16 protein-coding genes are annotated in these 18499 nt (G+C 69.1%); 3 read left to right on the plus strand and 13 right to left on the minus strand.

All coding sequences use genetic code 11. The features are described 5' to 3' along the window. The 9 genes from VGS97_RS08225 to VGS97_RS08265 form a co-directional block, all read right to left on the minus strand. Positions 1-741: AAA family ATPase (locus VGS97_RS08225; RefSeq protein WP_326852668.1), on the minus strand; the 741-nt coding region annotated here is incomplete at its 3' end. Between the two features lie 170 nt (positions 742-911). After that, the gene (locus tag VGS97_RS08230) at positions 912-2483 is read right to left on the minus strand and encodes a hypothetical protein (protein ID WP_326852669.1); all 1572 of its coding nucleotides are present in this window, start codon (positions 2481-2483) and stop codon (positions 912-914) included. Then, entirely contained in the window at positions 2480-3853 is a 1374-nt protein-coding gene (locus tag VGS97_RS08235; RefSeq protein ID WP_326852670.1) for a hypothetical protein, read from the minus strand. The genes VGS97_RS08230 and VGS97_RS08235 overlap by 4 nt, the downstream gene beginning before the upstream one ends. A 50-nt stretch (positions 3854-3903) precedes the next feature. Beyond that, positions 3904-4911, minus strand: a complete 1008-nt coding sequence (locus tag VGS97_RS08240; protein ID WP_326852671.1) for an NAD(P)-dependent oxidoreductase — start codon at positions 4909-4911, stop codon at positions 3904-3906. 107 nt (positions 4912-5018) lie between these two features. Then, the gene (locus tag VGS97_RS08245; protein WP_326852672.1) at positions 5019-6242 is read right to left on the minus strand and encodes a cytochrome P450; all 1224 of its coding nucleotides are present in this window, start codon (positions 6240-6242) and stop codon (positions 5019-5021) included. A 66-nt stretch (positions 6243-6308) separates the two neighbouring features. Continuing rightward, on the minus strand, positions 6309-6818 hold the full coding sequence (locus VGS97_RS08250; RefSeq protein WP_326852673.1) for a hypothetical protein: 510 nt from the start codon (positions 6816-6818) through the stop codon (positions 6309-6311). A 77-nt stretch (positions 6819-6895) separates the two neighbouring features. Next, the gene (locus VGS97_RS08255) at positions 6896-7843 is read right to left on the minus strand and encodes an NAD(P)-dependent oxidoreductase (RefSeq protein ID WP_326852674.1); all 948 of its coding nucleotides are present in this window, start codon (positions 7841-7843) and stop codon (positions 6896-6898) included. Positions 7844-7927: 84 nt separating this feature from the next. After that, positions 7928-9157 carry a GNAT family N-acetyltransferase gene (locus tag VGS97_RS08260; RefSeq protein ID WP_326852675.1) on the minus strand — a complete coding sequence of 410 codons (1230 nt, stop codon included), beginning with the start codon at positions 9155-9157 and terminating at the stop codon, positions 7928-7930. Between the two features lie 42 nt (positions 9158-9199). Next, entirely contained in the window at positions 9200-10375 is a 1176-nt protein-coding gene (locus VGS97_RS08265) for an MFS transporter (RefSeq protein ID WP_326852676.1), read from the minus strand. A gap of 247 nt (positions 10376-10622) precedes the next feature. Here VGS97_RS08265 and VGS97_RS08270 point away from each other — a divergent pair, with 247 nt between their 5' ends. Further along, positions 10623-11324, plus strand: coding sequence for a GH12 family glycosyl hydrolase domain-containing protein (locus tag VGS97_RS08270; protein ID WP_326852677.1), 702 nt, complete (start codon positions 10623-10625; stop codon positions 11322-11324). A 53-nt stretch (positions 11325-11377) separates the two neighbouring features. Here the strand turns inward: VGS97_RS08270 and VGS97_RS08275 are convergent, their stop codons facing one another. The 4 genes from VGS97_RS08275 to VGS97_RS08290 form a co-directional block, all read right to left on the minus strand. After that, positions 11378-11923: a GtrA family protein gene (locus VGS97_RS08275; RefSeq protein WP_326852678.1), complete on the minus strand. Its 546-nt coding sequence runs from the start codon at positions 11921-11923 to the stop codon at positions 11378-11380. A 227-nt stretch (positions 11924-12150) separates the two neighbouring features. Then, the gene (aspS, locus tag VGS97_RS08280) at positions 12151-13923 is read right to left on the minus strand and encodes an aspartate--tRNA ligase (RefSeq protein WP_326852679.1); all 1773 of its coding nucleotides are present in this window, start codon (positions 13921-13923) and stop codon (positions 12151-12153) included. After that, positions 13920-15182: a histidine--tRNA ligase gene (hisS, locus tag VGS97_RS08285; protein ID WP_326852680.1), complete on the minus strand. Its 1263-nt coding sequence runs from the start codon at positions 15180-15182 to the stop codon at positions 13920-13922. The genes aspS and hisS overlap by 4 nt, the downstream gene beginning before the upstream one ends. A gap of 27 nt (positions 15183-15209) precedes the next feature. Beyond that, on the minus strand, positions 15210-15923 hold the full coding sequence (locus VGS97_RS08290; RefSeq protein WP_326852681.1) for an MBL fold metallo-hydrolase: 714 nt from the start codon (positions 15921-15923) through the stop codon (positions 15210-15212). A gap of 218 nt (positions 15924-16141) precedes the next feature. On the opposite strand from VGS97_RS08290, the gene VGS97_RS08295 reads away from it, so the two are divergent. Together VGS97_RS08295 and VGS97_RS08300 are read left to right on the plus strand one after the other, a co-directional pair. Then, on the plus strand, positions 16142-16978 hold the full coding sequence (locus VGS97_RS08295; RefSeq protein WP_326852682.1) for a peptidylprolyl isomerase: 837 nt from the start codon (positions 16142-16144) through the stop codon (positions 16976-16978). Positions 16979-17330: 352 nt separating this feature from the next. Next, positions 17331-18499, plus strand: a 1169-nt coding sequence (locus VGS97_RS08300; RefSeq protein WP_414641665.1) for a DUF349 domain-containing protein, incomplete at its 3' end; no start/stop codon positions are given.

Below are 18499 nucleotides of genomic sequence, written 5' to 3' on the forward strand. Positions count from 1 at the left end.
CACGGTGCCGCCCGCTTCGAACGGCGTGAAGGGGTAGAAGGCCGCGCAGATCAACGGCGCGGCGGTGGCCGGAAGGCGCCAGGAGTACGGCAGCCGATGAACCGGCAGATCAGGGTTGTGCGCACGTACGACGGCGACCGCGCTGTCGGTCGGATCCCAGGCCGACCCGGCCCAGCGGTCGCCGTCGATCGCGGCGAACGGGTCCAGCTGCCCTGGATCGCCGACGAAGAGCGCCGTGCCGGCGGCGAAACGCGGCGCTATGGCCAGCAGCCCGTCCGAACGCATCTGATAGGCCTCGTCGAGGATCGCCCACCGCCAACCGCCGTCAGGCCAGGCCGTGTCGCCGATCCTGGCCCATTTCGCGGCGGTGGCCACGGTCACGGCGGGCGCGCCGAGGTCCGCCACCTTGCCCGCGACGGTCACCGATCCGTCGGTGGAGCCAGGACCGCCGAGATGGCGCACGACTCGTTCGGTCGGCGTATATCCGGAAGCTGACAGTCTGCCGATGCTCAGGGCGCTGTTTCCGCTGTCTCCGCTGTCTCCGTACGCGGTCGCGAGGCGGTCGACGAGGTCGTCCACCTGTTCGTTGGTCTGCGCGACGACCATCACCGGCTCGCCGGTGTCGGCGAGCCGCCTGGCCAACTCCACCCCGAGGGTTGATTTACCCGCTCCGGGCGGCGAGTCGACGATGACGCCGCGATGCTCGCCCGACAACAGATCCGCGGTTACCCTGTCAAGCACCGCGCGCGCCGAGGCCGAGCGATCGCCTCTCTTCGAGCTTGATCGCGGCTTCGAGCTTGATCGCGGCCCCGTGTGCGGCTGTAGGCTCGTCCGCCGCTGCGCGTCGGTTGACTCCGCGCCGCTGGCCAAGGTCAAGCTCGAAGAGGGGCGATCGGCCGCCGCAGCGGACATCAGTGCCATTCCTCATCGTGGTCGGAGATGGTCGTCGCGTACGCGGCGGGCGGGCCGCCGTGCGTCCAAGGGGTGGTGGCATCGAGTTCGGGCAGCGGCGGCGGAGCGAAGCGTTCAGCCGCCAGCACGGTCGAGTAGCAGCGGTACTCCCCAGGCTCGGGCACGGAGCCCTCTTCGGGCACTGCCTTGCGCCCCATGCCGTCGACGAGTTCGAGTTCGACCACGTATTCGCTGTCACCGAGTTCGCCACGCTCGCGCGTCACGGCGACGATGACCGGGCGCTGCCCCGGACGCTGCGGACAGGCGACCTTCGTGCCCTTACGCAGCACCACCGGATCGGCGGTGCGCAGCCAGACGTGCGGGCGCGGTTTGGGGCTGCGTCCGCTGGTGTCCTGGCGTTCGGCGTCCACGGCGACGATCGTGCCGGCGAAGGCCTCGCCGGTGACCCGATACCGCGCGAGGATCAGCGGGTCGTCGAGGGCTCGCTGCTTGTCGTACGCCTCCTGCGCGGCTTCGAGGTCCGCGAGTCGCCTGGCGGCGGCCACGGCCGCGTCACGGCGCGGCTGCGGCGGCGAGCCTTCGTCCAGTTTCCGCGCGAAGTCGGTGAATCGGCCGCGGTCCACCGTCCAGCGGTGGCCGTTGCCGGCGGCCTCGGGCAGGGCGCGCAGGAGGTCGATCCCCTGCCACATGAGTGCCCACGTGGGTTCCAGCTGACGCAGGAGCGCTGCCCGCACCGTCTGCTCCGCCGAGCGCTCCGCCGCCGGATCGCCCTCGGCGTTGCGCTGCGCGGCGATCAGTGGGCTGAGAACCTTCGTGTCGAACTCGGGGTCGGTGCTGGGACCGGCCGACGGGAAAAGCAGCGGATCCTCCGCCAGCAACGCGGCCCGCGCGCCGCTGGCCGGTCCGGCATCGTGGGCGGTCCCCTGGCGCAGCAGGCCGTATCCCAGGATCCCGTCCGGGATGATCCAGGCCAGCAACGCGGCAAGGTGCTGGTCCTCGAAGGCGCTCTGCCCCGTGGCCCAGTGCTCGGTCAGCACATCGGTCAGCGCGAGGCAGGCCGAGGAGCCCGCGGTCGGCGCGCGGTCCTCGGCGAACCAGGTCAGATAGCGGCCCAGGATCGGGACCAGCGGATCGACCGGATAAGGTCCCTGCGCCGACCTGAATCGGGACGAGCGCCCGAACAGCCGCAACGCCTCGACCCCGCCACCGTTGGGCACGATCAGCTGCGGGGCGTCGACGTACCGTTCCCACTCCTCGCGGTTACGCGTGGCCTCGACCAGTTCGGTCTCACCGCGTCGCGCCTCGATGTAGCCCACGACGATGTGCGCCAGCTGCGCGAGAAAAGCGAACCGCTGATCGCGGTCACGCGGCTGGCCGACGGTCAGCAGCTCGGGCTCGGCGCGCCCGGTTCCGACGAGCGCGGCCAGCGGGGCGGCAGCCTCACCGGCGAGCAGTAAGGGCACGATGACCAGCGGTTCGTCGCAGATGTGCACGTGCCGCACGGTCGCCAGCGGTACGGCGCGCCCGGATTCGAACGCTTCGACCCGGGCCAGCGCGGTCAGCGTACTCACGCGATGGCCTCGTGGACCTGGCGGACCCGATCGGCCGCTTCGCGCAGCGCCTCACGGCGTGCCCGCCGCGCTGTACGCAGCAGCCTCGCCGCCTCGGCCAATTCGGCGTCACCGTCAGCGTCGCCGGGTAGGTCGATCAACTCGCGCAGATCAGCACCATGCGAATCAGTACCATGCAGATCAGCACTGCGCAAATCAGCACCGTGCGAATCGCCGTCGCACGCATTGCTGAGCGCCAGTACCTGTAACACGGTGCCGACGCCGCCGAGTGCGTCGCGCACTGCGCGCCCCAGCAGATCGGTGGATCCGGCGGCACGCGCCTCGTCGCGGCAGTAGAACGCCATGTCGCAGCGTGAGACACATTCCGGGGCGTATCTGGCATCGATGGTGGCGACCGCTTTGCCGAGCTCCTCGGCGGCGCGGACGTGCACGCCGTCAGTATCCTTCGACAGGTCGAACGTGATGCCCGCGTCCAGCGTCTCAAGCAGTTCCCCGATCCGGGGCAGCCGGTCGAGCTGCCGACGCACGGCAGCCAGCTGCCTGCGGACGTCCACCAGCGTGGCGGTCGGCGTGTTGGTGAAGTCCTTCGGGCAGACGAGCACGACCTCGGTGGCCACCTGCGTCGTCGGCAGCCCCAGATCCGCGAGCAACGTCTGGAATGCGAGTACGTATACGGCCGCCTGCGTCGCGGCCTCGGCGACCTTCACCGGATCGGCGCGGCCATCGATCACCGCGAACGACTTGATCTCGGCCAGGTACCAGCGCCACGACGGCTCACCGACGCGCGGCGCAGCGACTTCCCGAGCGCCATGCGCAGTCATGTCTCCAGTAGCGATGTCCTCAGCCCCAGCCCCGTCAGCCCGGACGCGAAAGGCGACGAGGTCCGGCTCGACGTACGCGGCGCGACCGCCGACATCCAGCTTCAGCAGCGGATGGTCGACGAGCGGAACCTGCGCCGCGGGGTTGCGCGCAGCCGCCGCGACCAGTTCGCGCGTGTGCTGGTAGCGCTGCTCGCGCTCACCGCTGCCGAGGTCGGTCCACGCGCCGTCGCCCCAGCCTTCGCCTATCGCAAGGCCGAGATCGTCGCGCAGCAGGGTCGTCAGCGCGGCGGCGCCGTCCGCCTTGACCAGCTTCTCGAAGGCGTTGCCCCGGCTGATCGCGAACGGCGACTGGCCGAAGCGCGGCCCGAAGCCGATCCGCTCCGCCAGTGCCCGCTTGTCGACTCCGGCGGCGTCCAGCACCGCCCGGCGCGCGCAGCCGGGATTGCCGGTCAGCGCGGCGATGGTCCGCGCGTCGTGATGGCGCGGCGGGACCGGCCCGCGCAGCTCGGCGAGCCGGTCCGCGATCGATCGTGGGGGCAGGGCAGCCATGATGGCCCTTGAGCATACTGGGACGGCCCCGCGTCGAGGATCACTTCGGGTCACTTCCCGCTTTTGTCGCCCGCGCGTCCCCCGGAAACGGCTCCATCGTGCGTCTCGTCCTCCACGTCCTGTGGCCGCGCGAGTGCGGCCGCGATCGCCGCGATGCCCTCGCGGTAGCTGGGCATCATCGGCCGCCAGCCGAGCTCCGCCTTGGCCTTGGCGTTGGACAACCGAAGCGACTGCCGGGTCATCATCGCCCCGACGACCGGCGCCATCAGCCGGATCAACGCGCCGGGCAGCCGAACCGGCTTGGGCAGCCCGAACGCGGCGGCCAGTGCGCCGACCATGTCGCCCCAACGCACCGGCTCGTCATCCACGATGTTGTACACCTGGTCCGGGCCGGACCGCTCCAACGCGGCCACCGTGGCCGCCGCGGCGTCGTCGATGTAGATGAACGACGCGTACGCGCCGCCGCCGGGCGGGACCGGGAGCTGGTGCTTGCGCAGCGCGTCGAGCAGCGGGGCGACGCTGATCGGTCCGTAGAAGCCGCCGTACCGCAGCGCGACTCCCTCGATGCCCGGCGCGTCGAGCACCTGCTGCTCGGCCGAGCGCACCGCCTGCCACACGGCGTCGAACTTCCCGCCCCCGGCCGGCGCGAACCGGTCTTGCTCGGTGAGCAGCCGGCTGCCGTCGTTGAAGCCGTATCCGCCGAAGAAGGACTGGGTGACGAAACGGCGGGCGCCGACCAGGTCGGCCGCGGCCAGCAGGTTCGTGCTGCCCTGCACCCGCAGCCGGTTGGTCGTCGCCAGATCCTTGTGCCGCATCGGCGGCTTCTTCAGCGCGGTCAGCTGATGCATGACGGCGTCGGCCTGCTTGCCGTCGAGAGCGCGCAGCAGGCCCTCGCGGTCGAGGGCGTCCGCGATGACACTGGACGCGCCGAGGTCCCACAGCATGCTCGCACCCGCCTCGGTACGGGCGATGCCGGTCACCTCGTGCCCGGCCGCGGTCAGCCGCCGGACCAGCGGGACGCCGAGCGTACCGGTCGCGCCCGCGAGCAGTACCTTCATGATTCACTCCTCGTCTATTCGGTATTTCACGAGGAGGACGAGGTAGCCCGCGGACGTGTGACGTGGCCTGCGTCACACACTGCGATTCGCCGGGTTCGCTCAGCGGCTCACGTCACCGTGACCGGCAGCGTCCGGAATCCGCGCAGGACGAGGCGGTCACTGCGTATTCGCTGCACTCCCTCAGCCGGCGCGAGGGCCGGGAATCGGCGCAGCAGCATGGGGAACGCGGTGGTGGCCTCAAGCCGCGCCAGTGCGGCCCCGAGGCAGTAGTGGCCACCGGCGCCGAAGCTGAGCGGCTGGTTGTCCGGCCGCGTCCAGTCGAAGACCCCGGGATCCCGGAACCGTGCCGGGTCGCGGTTCGCCGCGCCGAGCAGCACCAGCACCTCCGCACCGAGCGGCACGGGTATCCCGGCCACGTCCAGCCCCTCGGCCCTCGCCACACGCGAGGTCAGCTGCACCGGCGAGTCGAAGCGCAGCACCTCCTCGACGAAGTCCGTGACCGGCGCCGTTCCGGCCCGCACCGCGGCCGCGAGGCCTGGCCGCTCGAAGAGAAGCGCCAAGCCGTTGCCGAACAGATTCGTTGTCGTCTCGAAACCGGCGAGCAGCAGCAGCGTGAGATTGCTGAGCAGTTCTTCCTCGGAGAGACTGCCGTCCGCCTCGTCCGCCTCCTGGACCAGTGCACTGGTCAGGTCGTCACGCGGTTCGGCGCGGCGCTCGGCGGCCAGTGCGCTGAAGTACTCGTGCAGCTGCACCGTCGCCTCGTCCGCCGGGGCGAGCTTGGCCGGGTCGTCGATCAGTTCGAGTGCGATGCCGAGGTCCCAGGCCAAGGCCCGGAAGCGGTAGCGATCGGCTTCGGGCACGCCGAGCAGCTCGCAGATCACGGCCACCGGTACCCGGAAGGCGAACTCGTCCATGAAGTCGACCGGCCGGTCGGCCGTGCCGTTGTCGGCCATCGCGTCGAGCAGTGCCTGAACCGAGGACTCGATCGCCGGGGCGAGCGCTGCCGTGCGCCGCGGCGTGAACACCGCCGACATCAGCCGCCTGATCCTGGTGTGGTCGGGCGGATTGAGGTCGAGCAGCGAGTGGTTGAGCGAAGTCAGCGAGGCGTGCCCGGCCCACTCGGTACCCGGCTGCGGCTGCTCGTCCCACCTGCCGAACCCGGGGTTGCGCAGGACCGCGTTGGCCTCGCGGTAGCCGTTCACGACGAAGAAGTTCGGGTTGCCGGCGGAGGCTGAGACCGGCCCGATCTCGTGCAGCTTGGCATAGAGCGGGTAGGGGTTGCCCCGTCCCGTCTCGGTCATCAGATCACCGATGATCGCGTCCGTGCTCATTCCCCGCGCCTCCAGCATTTCCGTGTTTACCCGCTTTGTCGCTCCATCACGGCAGGTGAACGATCGTCAGTCCCCTTCGGGTTCCCGGGTCAATCCGAAGAGCGGCACCTTCAGGAACGGCGGGGGCGGCTCGTCAACGCCGAGCCGACGGTATGCCTGACGTATCGTCAGATTGATGAGTAGCAGTGCACGGTGGATGAAGAACGCCGCGAGCGGGAGTTCGACCAGCACGGCTGACGCGACCGACCACCAGACGTCCGAGGTGCCCAGGTCCAGCGTGATGTCGAACCAGGCGTCGCAGATCAGCAGGGTCGCGGTGACGATCGACGCCGGTATGACGGCTTGGCGGCGGCGCCAGCCGAAGTAGATGGTCAGGCTCATCCCGAGCAGCAGCAGGCCGTCGAATCCGGCCCAGGTGAGCCGCCAGTGATGGGCACGGTACTGGTCCGGCAGGGCGACCGCGAGGAAGATCGTCCAGGGAATCAACCCGGCTATGCAGGCCAGCACCAGCTCGACGGCGCGTTTACGCCGCCGCCGGATGAACTCCTCGGTGAGGGGCGGATCGTTGGGCTTCATACGCCGTCCCGTCCTACTGCCGCCGGAGTCAGTACTCGACGTCATGCGTGCCTTGGCTCAGTACGTAGTGTCCAGCATCAGTAGTCGCCGTTGACGACGTTACGCAGCGCCTCGCCGCGTGCCCACCGGATGAGGTTGTCGCGCACGACGGCGAAGGCCCGCGACCGGTTCTCCGGCACCATGGAACCGATGTGCGGTGTGATGAACACTCCGGGTGCGGACCACAGCGGATGGCCGTCCGGCAGCGGTTCCGGGTCGGTGACGTCGAGGAACGCCCGCACCTTGCCGCGCTCGGCGGCCGCGACCAGCGCCGCGGTGTCGGCGACCAGGCCGCGCGCGCCGTTGACCAGCAGCGCACCCGGCTTCATCAAGGTGAGGAACTCTTCGTCGACCAGCCCATGGGTCTGCGCGGTCAGCGGCGTCAGCACGATGACGATGTCCGCACCGGGTAACAGCACCGACAGCTCGCTTATCCCGTCGACACCCTCACGCGGCCTGCGGGCGATCCTGCGCACGTCGACCCCGAAGGGCACGAGGTAGCGCTCCAGGCGCTCCGCGATCGAGCCGTACCCTACGAACAACACCCGTGAGCCGCCGAGCACCCGCACGAGGCGCGGCTCCCAACGGCCCTGAGCCTGCGCGTTCGCGTGGTGCGGAATCTCCTTGTAGACGGCCAGGATCCCGGCGAGCAGGAGTTCGGCCACCAGGTCGTCGTACGCGCCGCGCACGCTGCACAGCGTGATCTCGGCGGGCACCAGGTCGACGATCCAGTCGACGCCGGCGGTCAGCGCCTGGATCAGGTCGAGCCGGCTCGCAGCCGAGACCAATGTCTTTATGTCGTACTCGTCGTCGGCCTGGTTGCGCACAAGCGGAGGGATGAGCACACGGACCTCGTCGAGCCGCGGGTCGCCGAGCGGATCGGCCGGAATCTCGGCGATCTCCAACACGGCGCGCACGTCTCTCGGCAAGTCGTTCAGATCTCCGGCTGTGCCGGGTGCCGTCCACACCAGCTTGCGCTCGTCCACGCCCCCATCCTAGAAGCCCCGGAGGCCGAACGGACCAGCGCTTGATACTCGGTATCAGCAGTCCGCGTGTCCAGGCCCGTGCGTTCAGTAACCCGTGGGCGACCAGGGGGCGATGGCAGTGTGGAACATCGCCGCCAACCGGGCGACCGCGCCGGGCCGCTCCTCGTCAAGCCAGCCGAGCAGCGCGTACCTGGCCGCCGAGAAACCGCCCAGGTAGATCGACCCGAGCACGGCGGCGGACAGCGTGACGTCCGGGGGCTCGGCGGTCTGGCCGCAGGTCGCCCCGTCCGGGCCGCCCTCAAGCGCGAAGGTGCCGTCGGCGTAGCCGTCCTTGTCCACGATCCGCAGCACGATCCGGCCGGGCACCTCGTAGCGCCTGGCGGCCAGCGCGGCGGCCGGGTCGAGGATCCGCACCCACTGCCCCTCCCAGTGCTCGTCCGACCAGGCGGCACGCCGGTCGACCAGCAGGTCGCGCCAGAGTTCGTCGATGCGCCGGTTCTCCTTCGAGACCACGTGGCTGACCCAGTCGTGATCGGCGAGGTACTTCCACAGCCGTGCCTCGTACTCGACGTTGACCGCAATCAGATCGAGGGCGTCGATGACGTTGTCCGGGCGCTGGTTGGTCCAGCGCCCGTCGGCGAACTTGTAATGCACGTAGCCGACCGGTTCGCCGGTCTCGTCGTAGCAGAGGGCGTGAAGCCAGTCTTTGGACGGCGGCTCGCCCTCACGCGGGATCAAGCCGAGTCTGCGCTCCCAATACGTGGCCGTGCGGTTGACGGCGCCCGGCGTCAGGGCCCAGACCTTGTCGTAGACCTTCGGTGCCTGTTCGAGCGCCACCGGCACGTCGACGATCTCGACGGTTCCGGGCAATTCACGAGTCCAACTGGCCGCACGCGCGTCGAGATGCGTGTTACAGGCCTCGGCAGCCGCGCCGAAGCCGTAGCGTCCGTAGATCGGGTACTCGGCGGCGTAGAGCCCGGAAAGCGCCTCGCCGCGCTCCTTGGCCGCGCTGAGCTCGGCGGCCATCATCCGGGAGAGCAGGCCGCGGCGGCGGTGCGTCGGCGCGACGGTCACACCGCTGATTCCGTCGAGCGACACCGCGGCCCCACCCGGCACGGTCAGCTCGAAGGAGATCCCGCGTAGGCTGCCCACCGGCCGGCCCCCGTCGAAGGCTCCCCAGCAGCGGTCCAGCTCGAATACCTTGCGGCGGCGCGGGCCGTCGCCGCGGTTCTTGGGTGAGAAGAACCCGACGTCGATCGCATCGCTCCACGCATCGAACTCGTCTTCGCGCACCTTGCGTACGTCGATTGTCATGAGCGCAACGTATCCCCGCGTTAACGCCGCCCGCGACTGGATTTACGCAGCGCGCAACGCGTTGGCCCCGAGCACAAGACCTGCCGTGACCACGGCGGTCACCCAGAATGCAAAGGGCAACGAGACGGTGGATCCGAGCGCACCGACTGCGGGGCCGGCGATCAGTCCGGCGCCGTACATGATGGTGGCGACACCCGCCACGGACCCCTCCGTGTCGCCGCCGAAACGCCCGGCGGCGGTGAAGGCCAGCGGGACCGAAGTCGCGATGCCCAGGCCGATCGCGGCGAAGCCGACGATGCACAGGACCTGACCGGTCGCCAGCGCCACCAGGCAGGCGCCCGCGACCGCGAGGATGCCGCCGGCGCGCACGGTGGTGACGGGACCCAGTCGGCGGGTGATCGCGTCGCCGGTCAGGCGGCCGACGGCCATCGTGACGGAGAAGCCGGTGAGACTGTAAGCGCCGAGGGCGGCCGTAGCGTGCGCGACCTTGATGAGGTAGACGGCGCACCAACTGCTCGACGCGCCCTCGGCCCAGATGCCGCAGAACCCGACGAGACCGATGCCGAGGATCGCCCTCGACGGCAGGGCGTAGCGCGGCGGCGCTATGTCGGCCGCCGCGGGATCGTCCGGCGGCAGCAGGTTGCAGGCCGCGACGCCCAGAACGAGGGATCCGACCGCGGTGGCCGCGAACTCGGCCGGGGCGCCGATCCCCGCCCCGGCGCACAGACCGCCGAGCGCCGAACCGGAGATCATCCCGACCGCCCACAGGCCGTGGAACCCGGACATGATCGACCGGCCGAGCCGCCGCTCGATCCGCACCGCGTGCGCGTTCATCGCCACGTCGGCGGCGCCTGCGGCCGCGCCGTTGAGGAACATCAGCGCGGCGAGCGACCAGGCGTCCGACACCAGCGCCAGCGGGATGAGCGTCACGCAGAAGAGCGCGACCAGGATCCGCATGCCGGTCCTCGCACCGAAGTGATGCACGACCCGGCTTATGGCAGGCATCACGGCCAACGCGCCGAGAGTCGGCGTGATCATCACCGCGCCAAGCACACCCGTACTGGCGTGGATGTTCGTCTGGATCCACGGCGTACGCGCGGCGAAGGTGCCCGAGATCACCCCGTGGACGGCGAAGATCAGGCTCACCGCCAACCGGCCACGCTGTTCTTCGGCCGCCGGGTGTGTACGTGCGACGGCGATCGCCGACCCTGCGCCCACTGGGCCCTCCCCTGGAATCGGCGATAGCGAACGTGCAGGCCACTTTAACAGTTAGGTTCCCTTAAAGATAGCTCGCGGCGGAGCGCACCACCGTGGCGGACCACTCGTCGAAGCTCATCGAAGCGCTTCGAAAAATCGATGACGATTCTTTGACTATCGATATCGCTCTTCCCATCTTGACACTTCAATGACCCTGTTTCATATTTCGAAGCGCTTCAATACACACTTTCGAAGGGAGCACGCAACGATGCGTGGCAACCTGCTCAAGGTCGCGGTCGCGACCCTCGCCGCCGGGGCGATCACGGCGCTGGCCGTCGGCCCCGCCTGGGCCTACGCCTACGAGTCGAACAACCAGTGGGCGTCCTACTCGACCGGCGGTTACACGATCTACAACGACGAGTGGGGCAGCGGCCACAACACGCAGACGCTGTGGGTCAACTCGGCGACCAACTGGGGCGTGTTCTCCACCCAGCCGAGCACCTCCGGCGTGAAGGCCTACGCCAACGAGTCCAAGTCGATCGGCAAGGCGCTCAACTCGCTGTCCTCCGCGAGCAGCTCGTTCAGCGAGTCGCTGCCCGGGTCGGGGAACTGGGAGTCGGCCTACGACATCTGGCTGAACGGCAGCGGCATCGAGGTCATGATCTGGACCTACACCAGCGGCAACGTCGGTCCGCTTGGTTCGTCCATCGGCAACCTGACCCTCGACGGCAACACGTGGACCGTGTACGTCGGCAGCAACGGCAGCAACCCGACGTACTCGTTCAAGCGCACCGGCAACGAGACGTCCGGATCGGTGAACATCCTCGACCTGCTCAAGTGGCTCGAAAACACCAAGCACTACTTCTCGAACCCGACACTGTCGACCATCCAGTACGGCTTCGAGATCAGCGGCACGAACAACACGCAGGCGAACTTCACCATCAACAACTACTCGGCCTCGGCGAGCTGACCTGAGGCCCTGTCAGACCAGTCGGCTGATCGGCCGGGCGGATGACCAGCCGATCACCGCAGATCCTCGGCCAGCACCGCCGCGTCCGGCTCGTCCAGGCGCGTCGGTGCCGCCGTCGGCGCCGACGCGCGGCCATGCGGCTGCGCGTCGGCCTTCGTCTCGGGGAACACCCACATGTGCATCGCCCAGAACCGGAAGATGGTGCCGAGCCCCTGGCCGAAGATGAACTGCGCGACGTTGGCGGCGATCAGGGACTTGAAACCGAGTACGTACTCGTTGAACGCGACGCAGGCCGCGATGATCCCCATCGCGACGCCGGAGACCAGCAGGTACAGCACGATCTCGGTGGCGGACTGCCGCCGCTCGCGGTGCCGGAACACCCAGTACCGGTTGCCGATGTAGCCGACCACGGTGCCCAGCGCGGTGCCGGCCAGCGAGCCCCAGACCTTGGGCGCGTGGAAGATCCCGATGACCACGTTGAACGTGGTTATGTCGCAGGTCACGCCGATAAGGCCGACCACGCCGAAGCCGACGATCTCCCGCCACAGATGGCGGACGATCCGGACCGTCCAGCTGATCACGCGCTCCCCCAACGTCACGCACGGAGGCATTTACACAGATGCGTCCACGCAGCGGTACCGCGCTCGACGCGGTACCGCATCCTTCGTGTCAACTACTAGTGTGGCGCACCACTCTGTCGTGGGTCGTCATACCGAGGTATATACCGGACCTCACTCCATGGACGCAGCAGGCTCCTTCACGGCTTCCTTCGCTGCGTCCCCCTCTTCAGCGTCCTTCGCCGTGTTCTCTTTCGCCGTGTTCTCTTTCACTGTTCACTTTCACTGTTCACTTTCACTCTGGCGTCGATCCCCGCCTCCTTGCGCTGAACCGGGGTGATCGGGGTCGGCGCACCGGTCAGCGGGTCGCCGCCGGAGGCCGTCTTCGGGAAGGCGATCACGTCGCGGATGGTGTCCGCGCCGGTCAGCAGGGCCACGACCCGGTCGAGGCCGAACGCGATGCCGCCGTGCGGCGGGGGTCCGTAGTTGAACGCCTCAAGCAGGAACCCGAACTTCGAGCGGGCCTCCTGCTCGGACAAGCCGATCGCGGCGAAGGCGCGCTCCTGAACGTCCTTGCGGTGGATACGGATCGAGCCGCCGCCGATCTCGCTGCCGTTGAGCACCATGTCGTAGGCGTTGGAGAGCGCTGTGGCGGGGTCCTTGTCGAAGCTGTCCAGGCTCGACTGCGTCGGTGCGGTGAACGGGTGGTGCATCGCGGTCCAGCCGACCTGCTCGCCCTTCTCGTCCTCGACCGCCTCGAACATCGGGAAGTCCACCACCCACAGGAACTTCCACTCGCCCGCGCGGACGAGCGAGCCGCGCCGACCGATCTCCAGGCGGGCCGCGCCGAGCAGTTCCTGCGACGCCGTGCGCCTTCCCGCGGCGAAGAACACCGCGTCGCCGTCTGACGCGCCGACAGCCTCCTTGAGCCCGGCCAGATGCGCCTCGGAGAGGTTCTTGGCGACAGGGCCCTTCGGTTCGCCGGTCTCGGCGTCGAAGAGCACGTACGCCAGGCCGCGCGCGCCCCGGGCCTTTGCCCAGTCCTGCCAGCCGTCGAGCTCCTTGCGGGTCTGCGCGGCGCCCCCGGGCATGACCACGGCGCCGACGTACGGCGCCTGGAACACGCGGAACTCGGTACCGGCGAAGTACCCGGTCAGCTCGACCAGTTCCACCCCGAAGCGTAGGTCCGGCTTGTCCGAGCCGTAACGCGCCATCGCCTCGGCGTAAGTGAGCCGCGGCATCGGAGTCGGGATCTCGACACCCAGGACCTCGCGCCACACCCGCGCCATGACCGCCTCGCCGACCGCGATGACGTCTTCTTGGTCGCCGAAAGACATCTCGATGTCGAGTTGGGTGAACTCCGGCTGCCGGTCGGCGCGGTAGTCCTCGTCCCGGAAGCAACGGGCGATCTGGTAGTACCGCTCCATCCCGGCGACCATCAGCAGTTGCTTGAACAGCTGAGGCGACTGCGGCAGCGCGTACCACGTCCCGGGCTGCAAACGCACCGGCACGAGGAAGTCGCGGGCGCCCTCAGGCGTCGAGCGCGTGAGGTAAGGCGTCTCGATGTCCAGGAAGCCGAGGTCGTCCATCGCGTCACGGATGACCTTGGTGGCCTTGGCGCGTGCGCGCAGGTTGTTTGCCATGTCGTCGCGCCGCAGGTCGAGGTAGCGGTACTTGAGCCGCACTTCCTCGTTGATGTTCGCGCTCTTGCGTTCGTCGGTCGGGAAGGGCAGCGCCGCGGACTCGGAGAGCACCTCGACCGTGTCGACGACGACTTCGACGTCGCCGGTCGGCAGCTCAGGGTTCGCGTTGCCCTCGGGCCGCTCACGCACTACACCGGTCGTCGCGACACAGTATTCGTTGCGCAAGTCGTGTACGGCCTCGGACTCGCGGACGACGACCTGCACGACGCCCGAGCCGTCACGCAGATCGATGAAAGTTACGCCGCCGTGATCACGCCGCCGGGCCACCCACCCGGCCAGGGTGACGGTGCTTCCGGCGTCGGAGGCCCGCAGGCTCCCCGCCTCTCGCGTGCGGATCACGACAGCTTCTCCTTGATCGTCGAGACAATCCGGTCGATGGGCACGGGGATCTGCTCCCCGCTCTCCAGGTCCTTCAGTTGCACGGCGTCGGCACTCAAGTCCCGTTCGCCGGCGACGAGCGCGTACCGTGCGCCCGAGCGGTCAGCGGCCTTCATGGCACCCTTGAGGCCTTTTCCGCCGAACGCGAAGTCCGCGCTGACGCCCTCGCGCCGCAGCGTGAGCACGAGGCCGAACAGCAACTGCCGGGCCGCCTCGCCGAGCGGCACGGCGAACACGTCCACCGCACGGCCGGAACCCGGCGGCGTGACGCCCTCCGCCTCCAGCGCCAGCACCGTGCGGTCTACGCCTAACGCCCAGCCGACGGACGGCAGCGGCGAACCGCCGAGATCTTCCGACAATCCGTCATACCGGCCGCCGCCGCCGATCGCGGACTGCGCGCCGAGGCCGTCGTGGATGAACTCGAAGGTGGTACGGGTGTAGTAGTCCAGGCCGCGCACCAGCTTCGGGTCGTCCTCGAACGCGATGCCGCCGATGGTCAGCAGCGCCCGAACCTCCTCGTGGTACGCCTTGCACGCGTCGCACAAGTAGTCCGGGATGACCGGCGCGCCTACGAGTTGATCACGCACCTCGGGCCGCTTGTCGTCGAGCACGCGCAGCGGGTTGATGTCGATCCGGGCACGCGTAGCCTCGTCGAGGTCGAGCCCGCGCAGGAACTGCTGCAATGCAGCGCGGTAGACCGGTCGGCACTCCTTGTCACCAAGCGTGTTGAGCAGCAGCCGGACCTGACGCAGCCCCAGATTCTTGAACGCGTCCGCGGCTAACGTTATGAGTTCAACATCGATCAGCGGGTCCTCGGCACCCAACGCCTCGGCACCGACCTGTGAGAAGTGCCGATAACGGCCCTTCTGCGGCCGCTCGTAGCGGTAATACGAACCGGAGTAATAGAGCTTCACCGGTAGCGCGCCCTTGTCCAGGCTGTGCTGAAGAACTGCGCGTACCACCGAAGCGGTGCCTTCAGGCCGTAGCGTGAGCGAATCGCCGCCGCGCGTCGTGAAGGTGTACATCTCCTTGGTCACGATGTCGCTGGACTCGCCGACGCCCCGCTTGAATAGGGCCGTGTCCTCGAATGCGGGCGTCTCTACGTACCCGTATCCAGCGCGCCGCACCACGGCGGCCATCGCCTCGCGTACCGCGAGGAAGCTCGCCGAGTCCGGCGGAATAAGGTCGAAGGTCCCCTTGGGGGCCTGAAAGGTACTCACTGCGTCGCCGTTCTTCGTCTAATCGCTTCACAGCCCCGGGCGCGCGGATCCGGCGTCCCTGAACCCTCTCAGGAACGGGTTCGACGCGCGCTCGCGGCCGATGGTCGTCTGTGGTCCGTGGCCGGGCAGCACGATGGTGTCGTCCGGCAGCGGGAGCGCCACGCGGGCGAGCGACTCGATGATCGCGCGCGTGTCGCCTCCGGGCAGGTCGGTGCGGCCGATGGAGCCGGCGAACAGCAGGTCCCCGGTGAACAGCACGTCCGTCTCGCGTTCGGAGTCCGGGACGCCGGGCAGCCTGAAGGTCACCGACCCCCTGGTATGGCCCGGGGCGTGGTTGACCACGAAGTCGATCCCGAGCACGTCCTCGAAGCCGAGCCGCTGGCCGTCCCTGAGCTCCCGCACGTCGGACGGCTCGGTGAATTTCGCGCCGCCGAAGAAGTCCGAACCGCTCGACACGCCGAGCGCGGCGCCCGGATCCGCCAGCATGTGCCGGTCGTCGGGGTGGATGAACGCCGGGATGTCGTGCGCCCCGCACACCGGCGCCACGGACCACACGTGGTCGTAGTGCCCGTGGGTGGCCAGGACCGCCGCCGGCTTGAGATTGTGATCCCGCAGCGTTTCTTTCAGAAGCGGCATCACGTCCTGGCCCGGGTCGATCACGACGCAACGCTCGTTCGGCCCCGGCGCCACGACGAAGCAATTCGCGGCGATGGGCCCGGCGGGGAACCCTGCGATCAGCACGAGCGTCCAGTCTTCTGCGAGCCTGCGGGCAGGTCGTGGTCGGCAAGAAAGCGGTCAGGCAAGACTACCGGCGGCGCACTCCCGATCGCGAACCGGTAAAGGCGCCCGGTATCAGGCCACCGTCAGCATTGCGTCTTCAGAACGTGCACGTACACTGCACGCGGGCAGCAATGGATGCGCGCCGTGCGCGATCGAGGACAGTGCGAGGAGAGGCTGAAGTGGCGAGCACCAAGGACCGGCAGCGCGCATTGGAGCGCGCACGCTACGAGCGGGTGCAGGCGAAGATCGCCAAGCAGCAGCTGGCGACCAAGCGCCGGCAGCGCGTGGCGATCGTCACGACGATCGCGGTCGTGCTGGTCGGCGGCGGGGTGCTCGCCGCCGTTCTGGCAACCTCGTCGAGTCCGAAGACCACTCCCGCGGCGAGCAGTTCGACTTCGGCGTCAGCGGCCCCCAGCGCCTCCGCGCCGGCCAGCCCGGCGGCGAAGATCGGCTACACCAAGACCGGTTCAGCCGCGAAGAACGTCGGCGTCCCGACGTACAACGCTGCCGTGGCGGCCAAGCCGTACACGGCGACGATCCACACGAACCGCGGCGACGTCGTCTTCACCGCGCTGACCACGCAGGCGCCGTACACCACGTACTCGTTCCAGTACTTGGCCGAGAAGAACTACTTCGACAACACCAACTGCCACCGGCTGACCACCTCGGGCATCTACGTGCTCCAGTGCGGCGACCCGACCGGCACCGGCTCCGGCGGCCCCGGCTACCAGTTCCAGGACGAGAACCTGGGCTACTTCGGCAGCGGCGCCTCCGTGACGTACAAGGCCGGCACCGTGGCGATGGCCAACTCCGGTCCGGGCACCAACGGCAGCCAGTTCTTCCTGGTCTACAAGGACTCGCCGCTTGCACCGAGTTACACGCCGTGGGGCACCATCACCAAGGGCCTGGACATCCTCCAGTCCATCGCCGCGCAGGGCTCGGACAACTCCAACGCCACCGGCGACGGCAAGCCCAAGCAGACGGTGACCATCCAGTCGGTGACCATCACGCAGTAGTCCGGGCGGGCCGGCCCGCCACACGACGGCCCCATGGACGATTACCAGACTGTCCGGGGGCCGTCGTTGCTTGTAGAGTGCCCTGCGCCTGCTGTATTCACGGCGCGGCGATGAATATGGAACAACGTCGGTTCGCCGCAGTACCGTGACGCAGAGGCCGCATCGCCGCATCGATCATGGTCACAGTCGCACGTCGTCCAAGGAGGGCACCGTGTCCGAAGGACCGGAGCAGCCGGAGCAGACCACCAGCGCCGAGCCGGAGCCCGACGTGTCGGGCGGCGGTGAATCCGCTGAGCCCGCCGCCGCCGCGCAGGTCACGAGCGAGTGGGGCAGGGTCGCCGAGGACGGTTCGGTGTATGTGCGCACGGCTGAGGGCGAGCGGCAGATCGGCTCGTGGGCGGCGGGCACCCCGCAGGAGGGCCTGGCCTTCTACCAGCGCAAGTTCGACGGGCTCAAGGCCGAGGTCGAGCTGCTGGAGAAGCGGCTGAACAGCACCAACCTGGACGCCAAGGACGCCGACGCGAGCATCGCGAAGCTGCGCGAGCAGCTGGTGGAGCCGCACGCGATCGGCGACCTGGACGCGTTGCGCACCCGGCTCGGCAAGCTCGGCGAGATCGCCGAGCAGCGCCGCGCGGCCAAGCGCGAGGCCCGCGCGAAGCAGCAGGCTGAGGCGGCCGCGCACAAGGAGCGCATCGTCGCCGAGGCGGAGGCCCTGGCCCAGTCCGGCGAGTGGAAGGTCACCGGCGAGCGGCTGCGCGCGCTGGTGGACGAGTGGAAGGGCGTGCCGCGCCTCGACCGCAAGTCGGACGACGAGCTGTGGAGCCGCTTCAGCGCGGCCCGCTCGGCGTTCGCCAAGCACCGCAAGGCCCACTTCGCCCAGCTCGACGCCGAGCGCGAGGAGGTGCGTTCGCGCAAGGAGTCGCTGGTCGAGGAGGCCGAGGGCCTGGCGGAGTCGACCGACTGGGCGACCACGGCGCAGCGCTTCCGCGACCTGATGAAGCAGTGGAAGGCCGCCGGCCGCGCCCAGCGCGAGGTCGAGGACAAGCTCTGGGAACGTTTCAAGACCGCCCAGGACACCTTCTTCACCGCGCGGAACGCGGACCTTGACCAGCGCGACGCGGGTTTCCGCGAGAACCAGACGCGTAAGGAGGAGTTGCTGGTCGAGGCGCAGAAGCTGCTGCCGGTGACCGACCTCAGGACGGCCCGCCAGTCGCTGCGCCAGATCCAGGCCCGCTGGGAGGAGGTCGGCCCGGTCCCGCGCGAGACCAAGCCCCGTCTCGAAGGCGCCCTTCGCGAGGTCGAGCGCGCCGTGGCCGAGGCCGAGCAGTCCGAGTGGAAGCGCACCAACCCGGAGGCCCGCGCCCGCGCCGAGGCCACCGTCCGCCAGCTGGAAGCCTCCATCGCCAAGTTCGAGAAGGAACTGGACAAGGCCCGCACCGCCGGCCAGCAGCGCAAGGCCGACGACGCCGAGGCGGCCCTCACCGCACGCCGCGAGTGGCTCGCCCAGGCCCGCGCCGCCCT

It is taken from the genome of Actinocrinis sp., from assembly GCF_035946395.1.
Taxonomy (GTDB): Bacteria; Actinomycetota; Actinomycetes; order Streptomycetales; family Catenulisporaceae; genus Actinocrinis.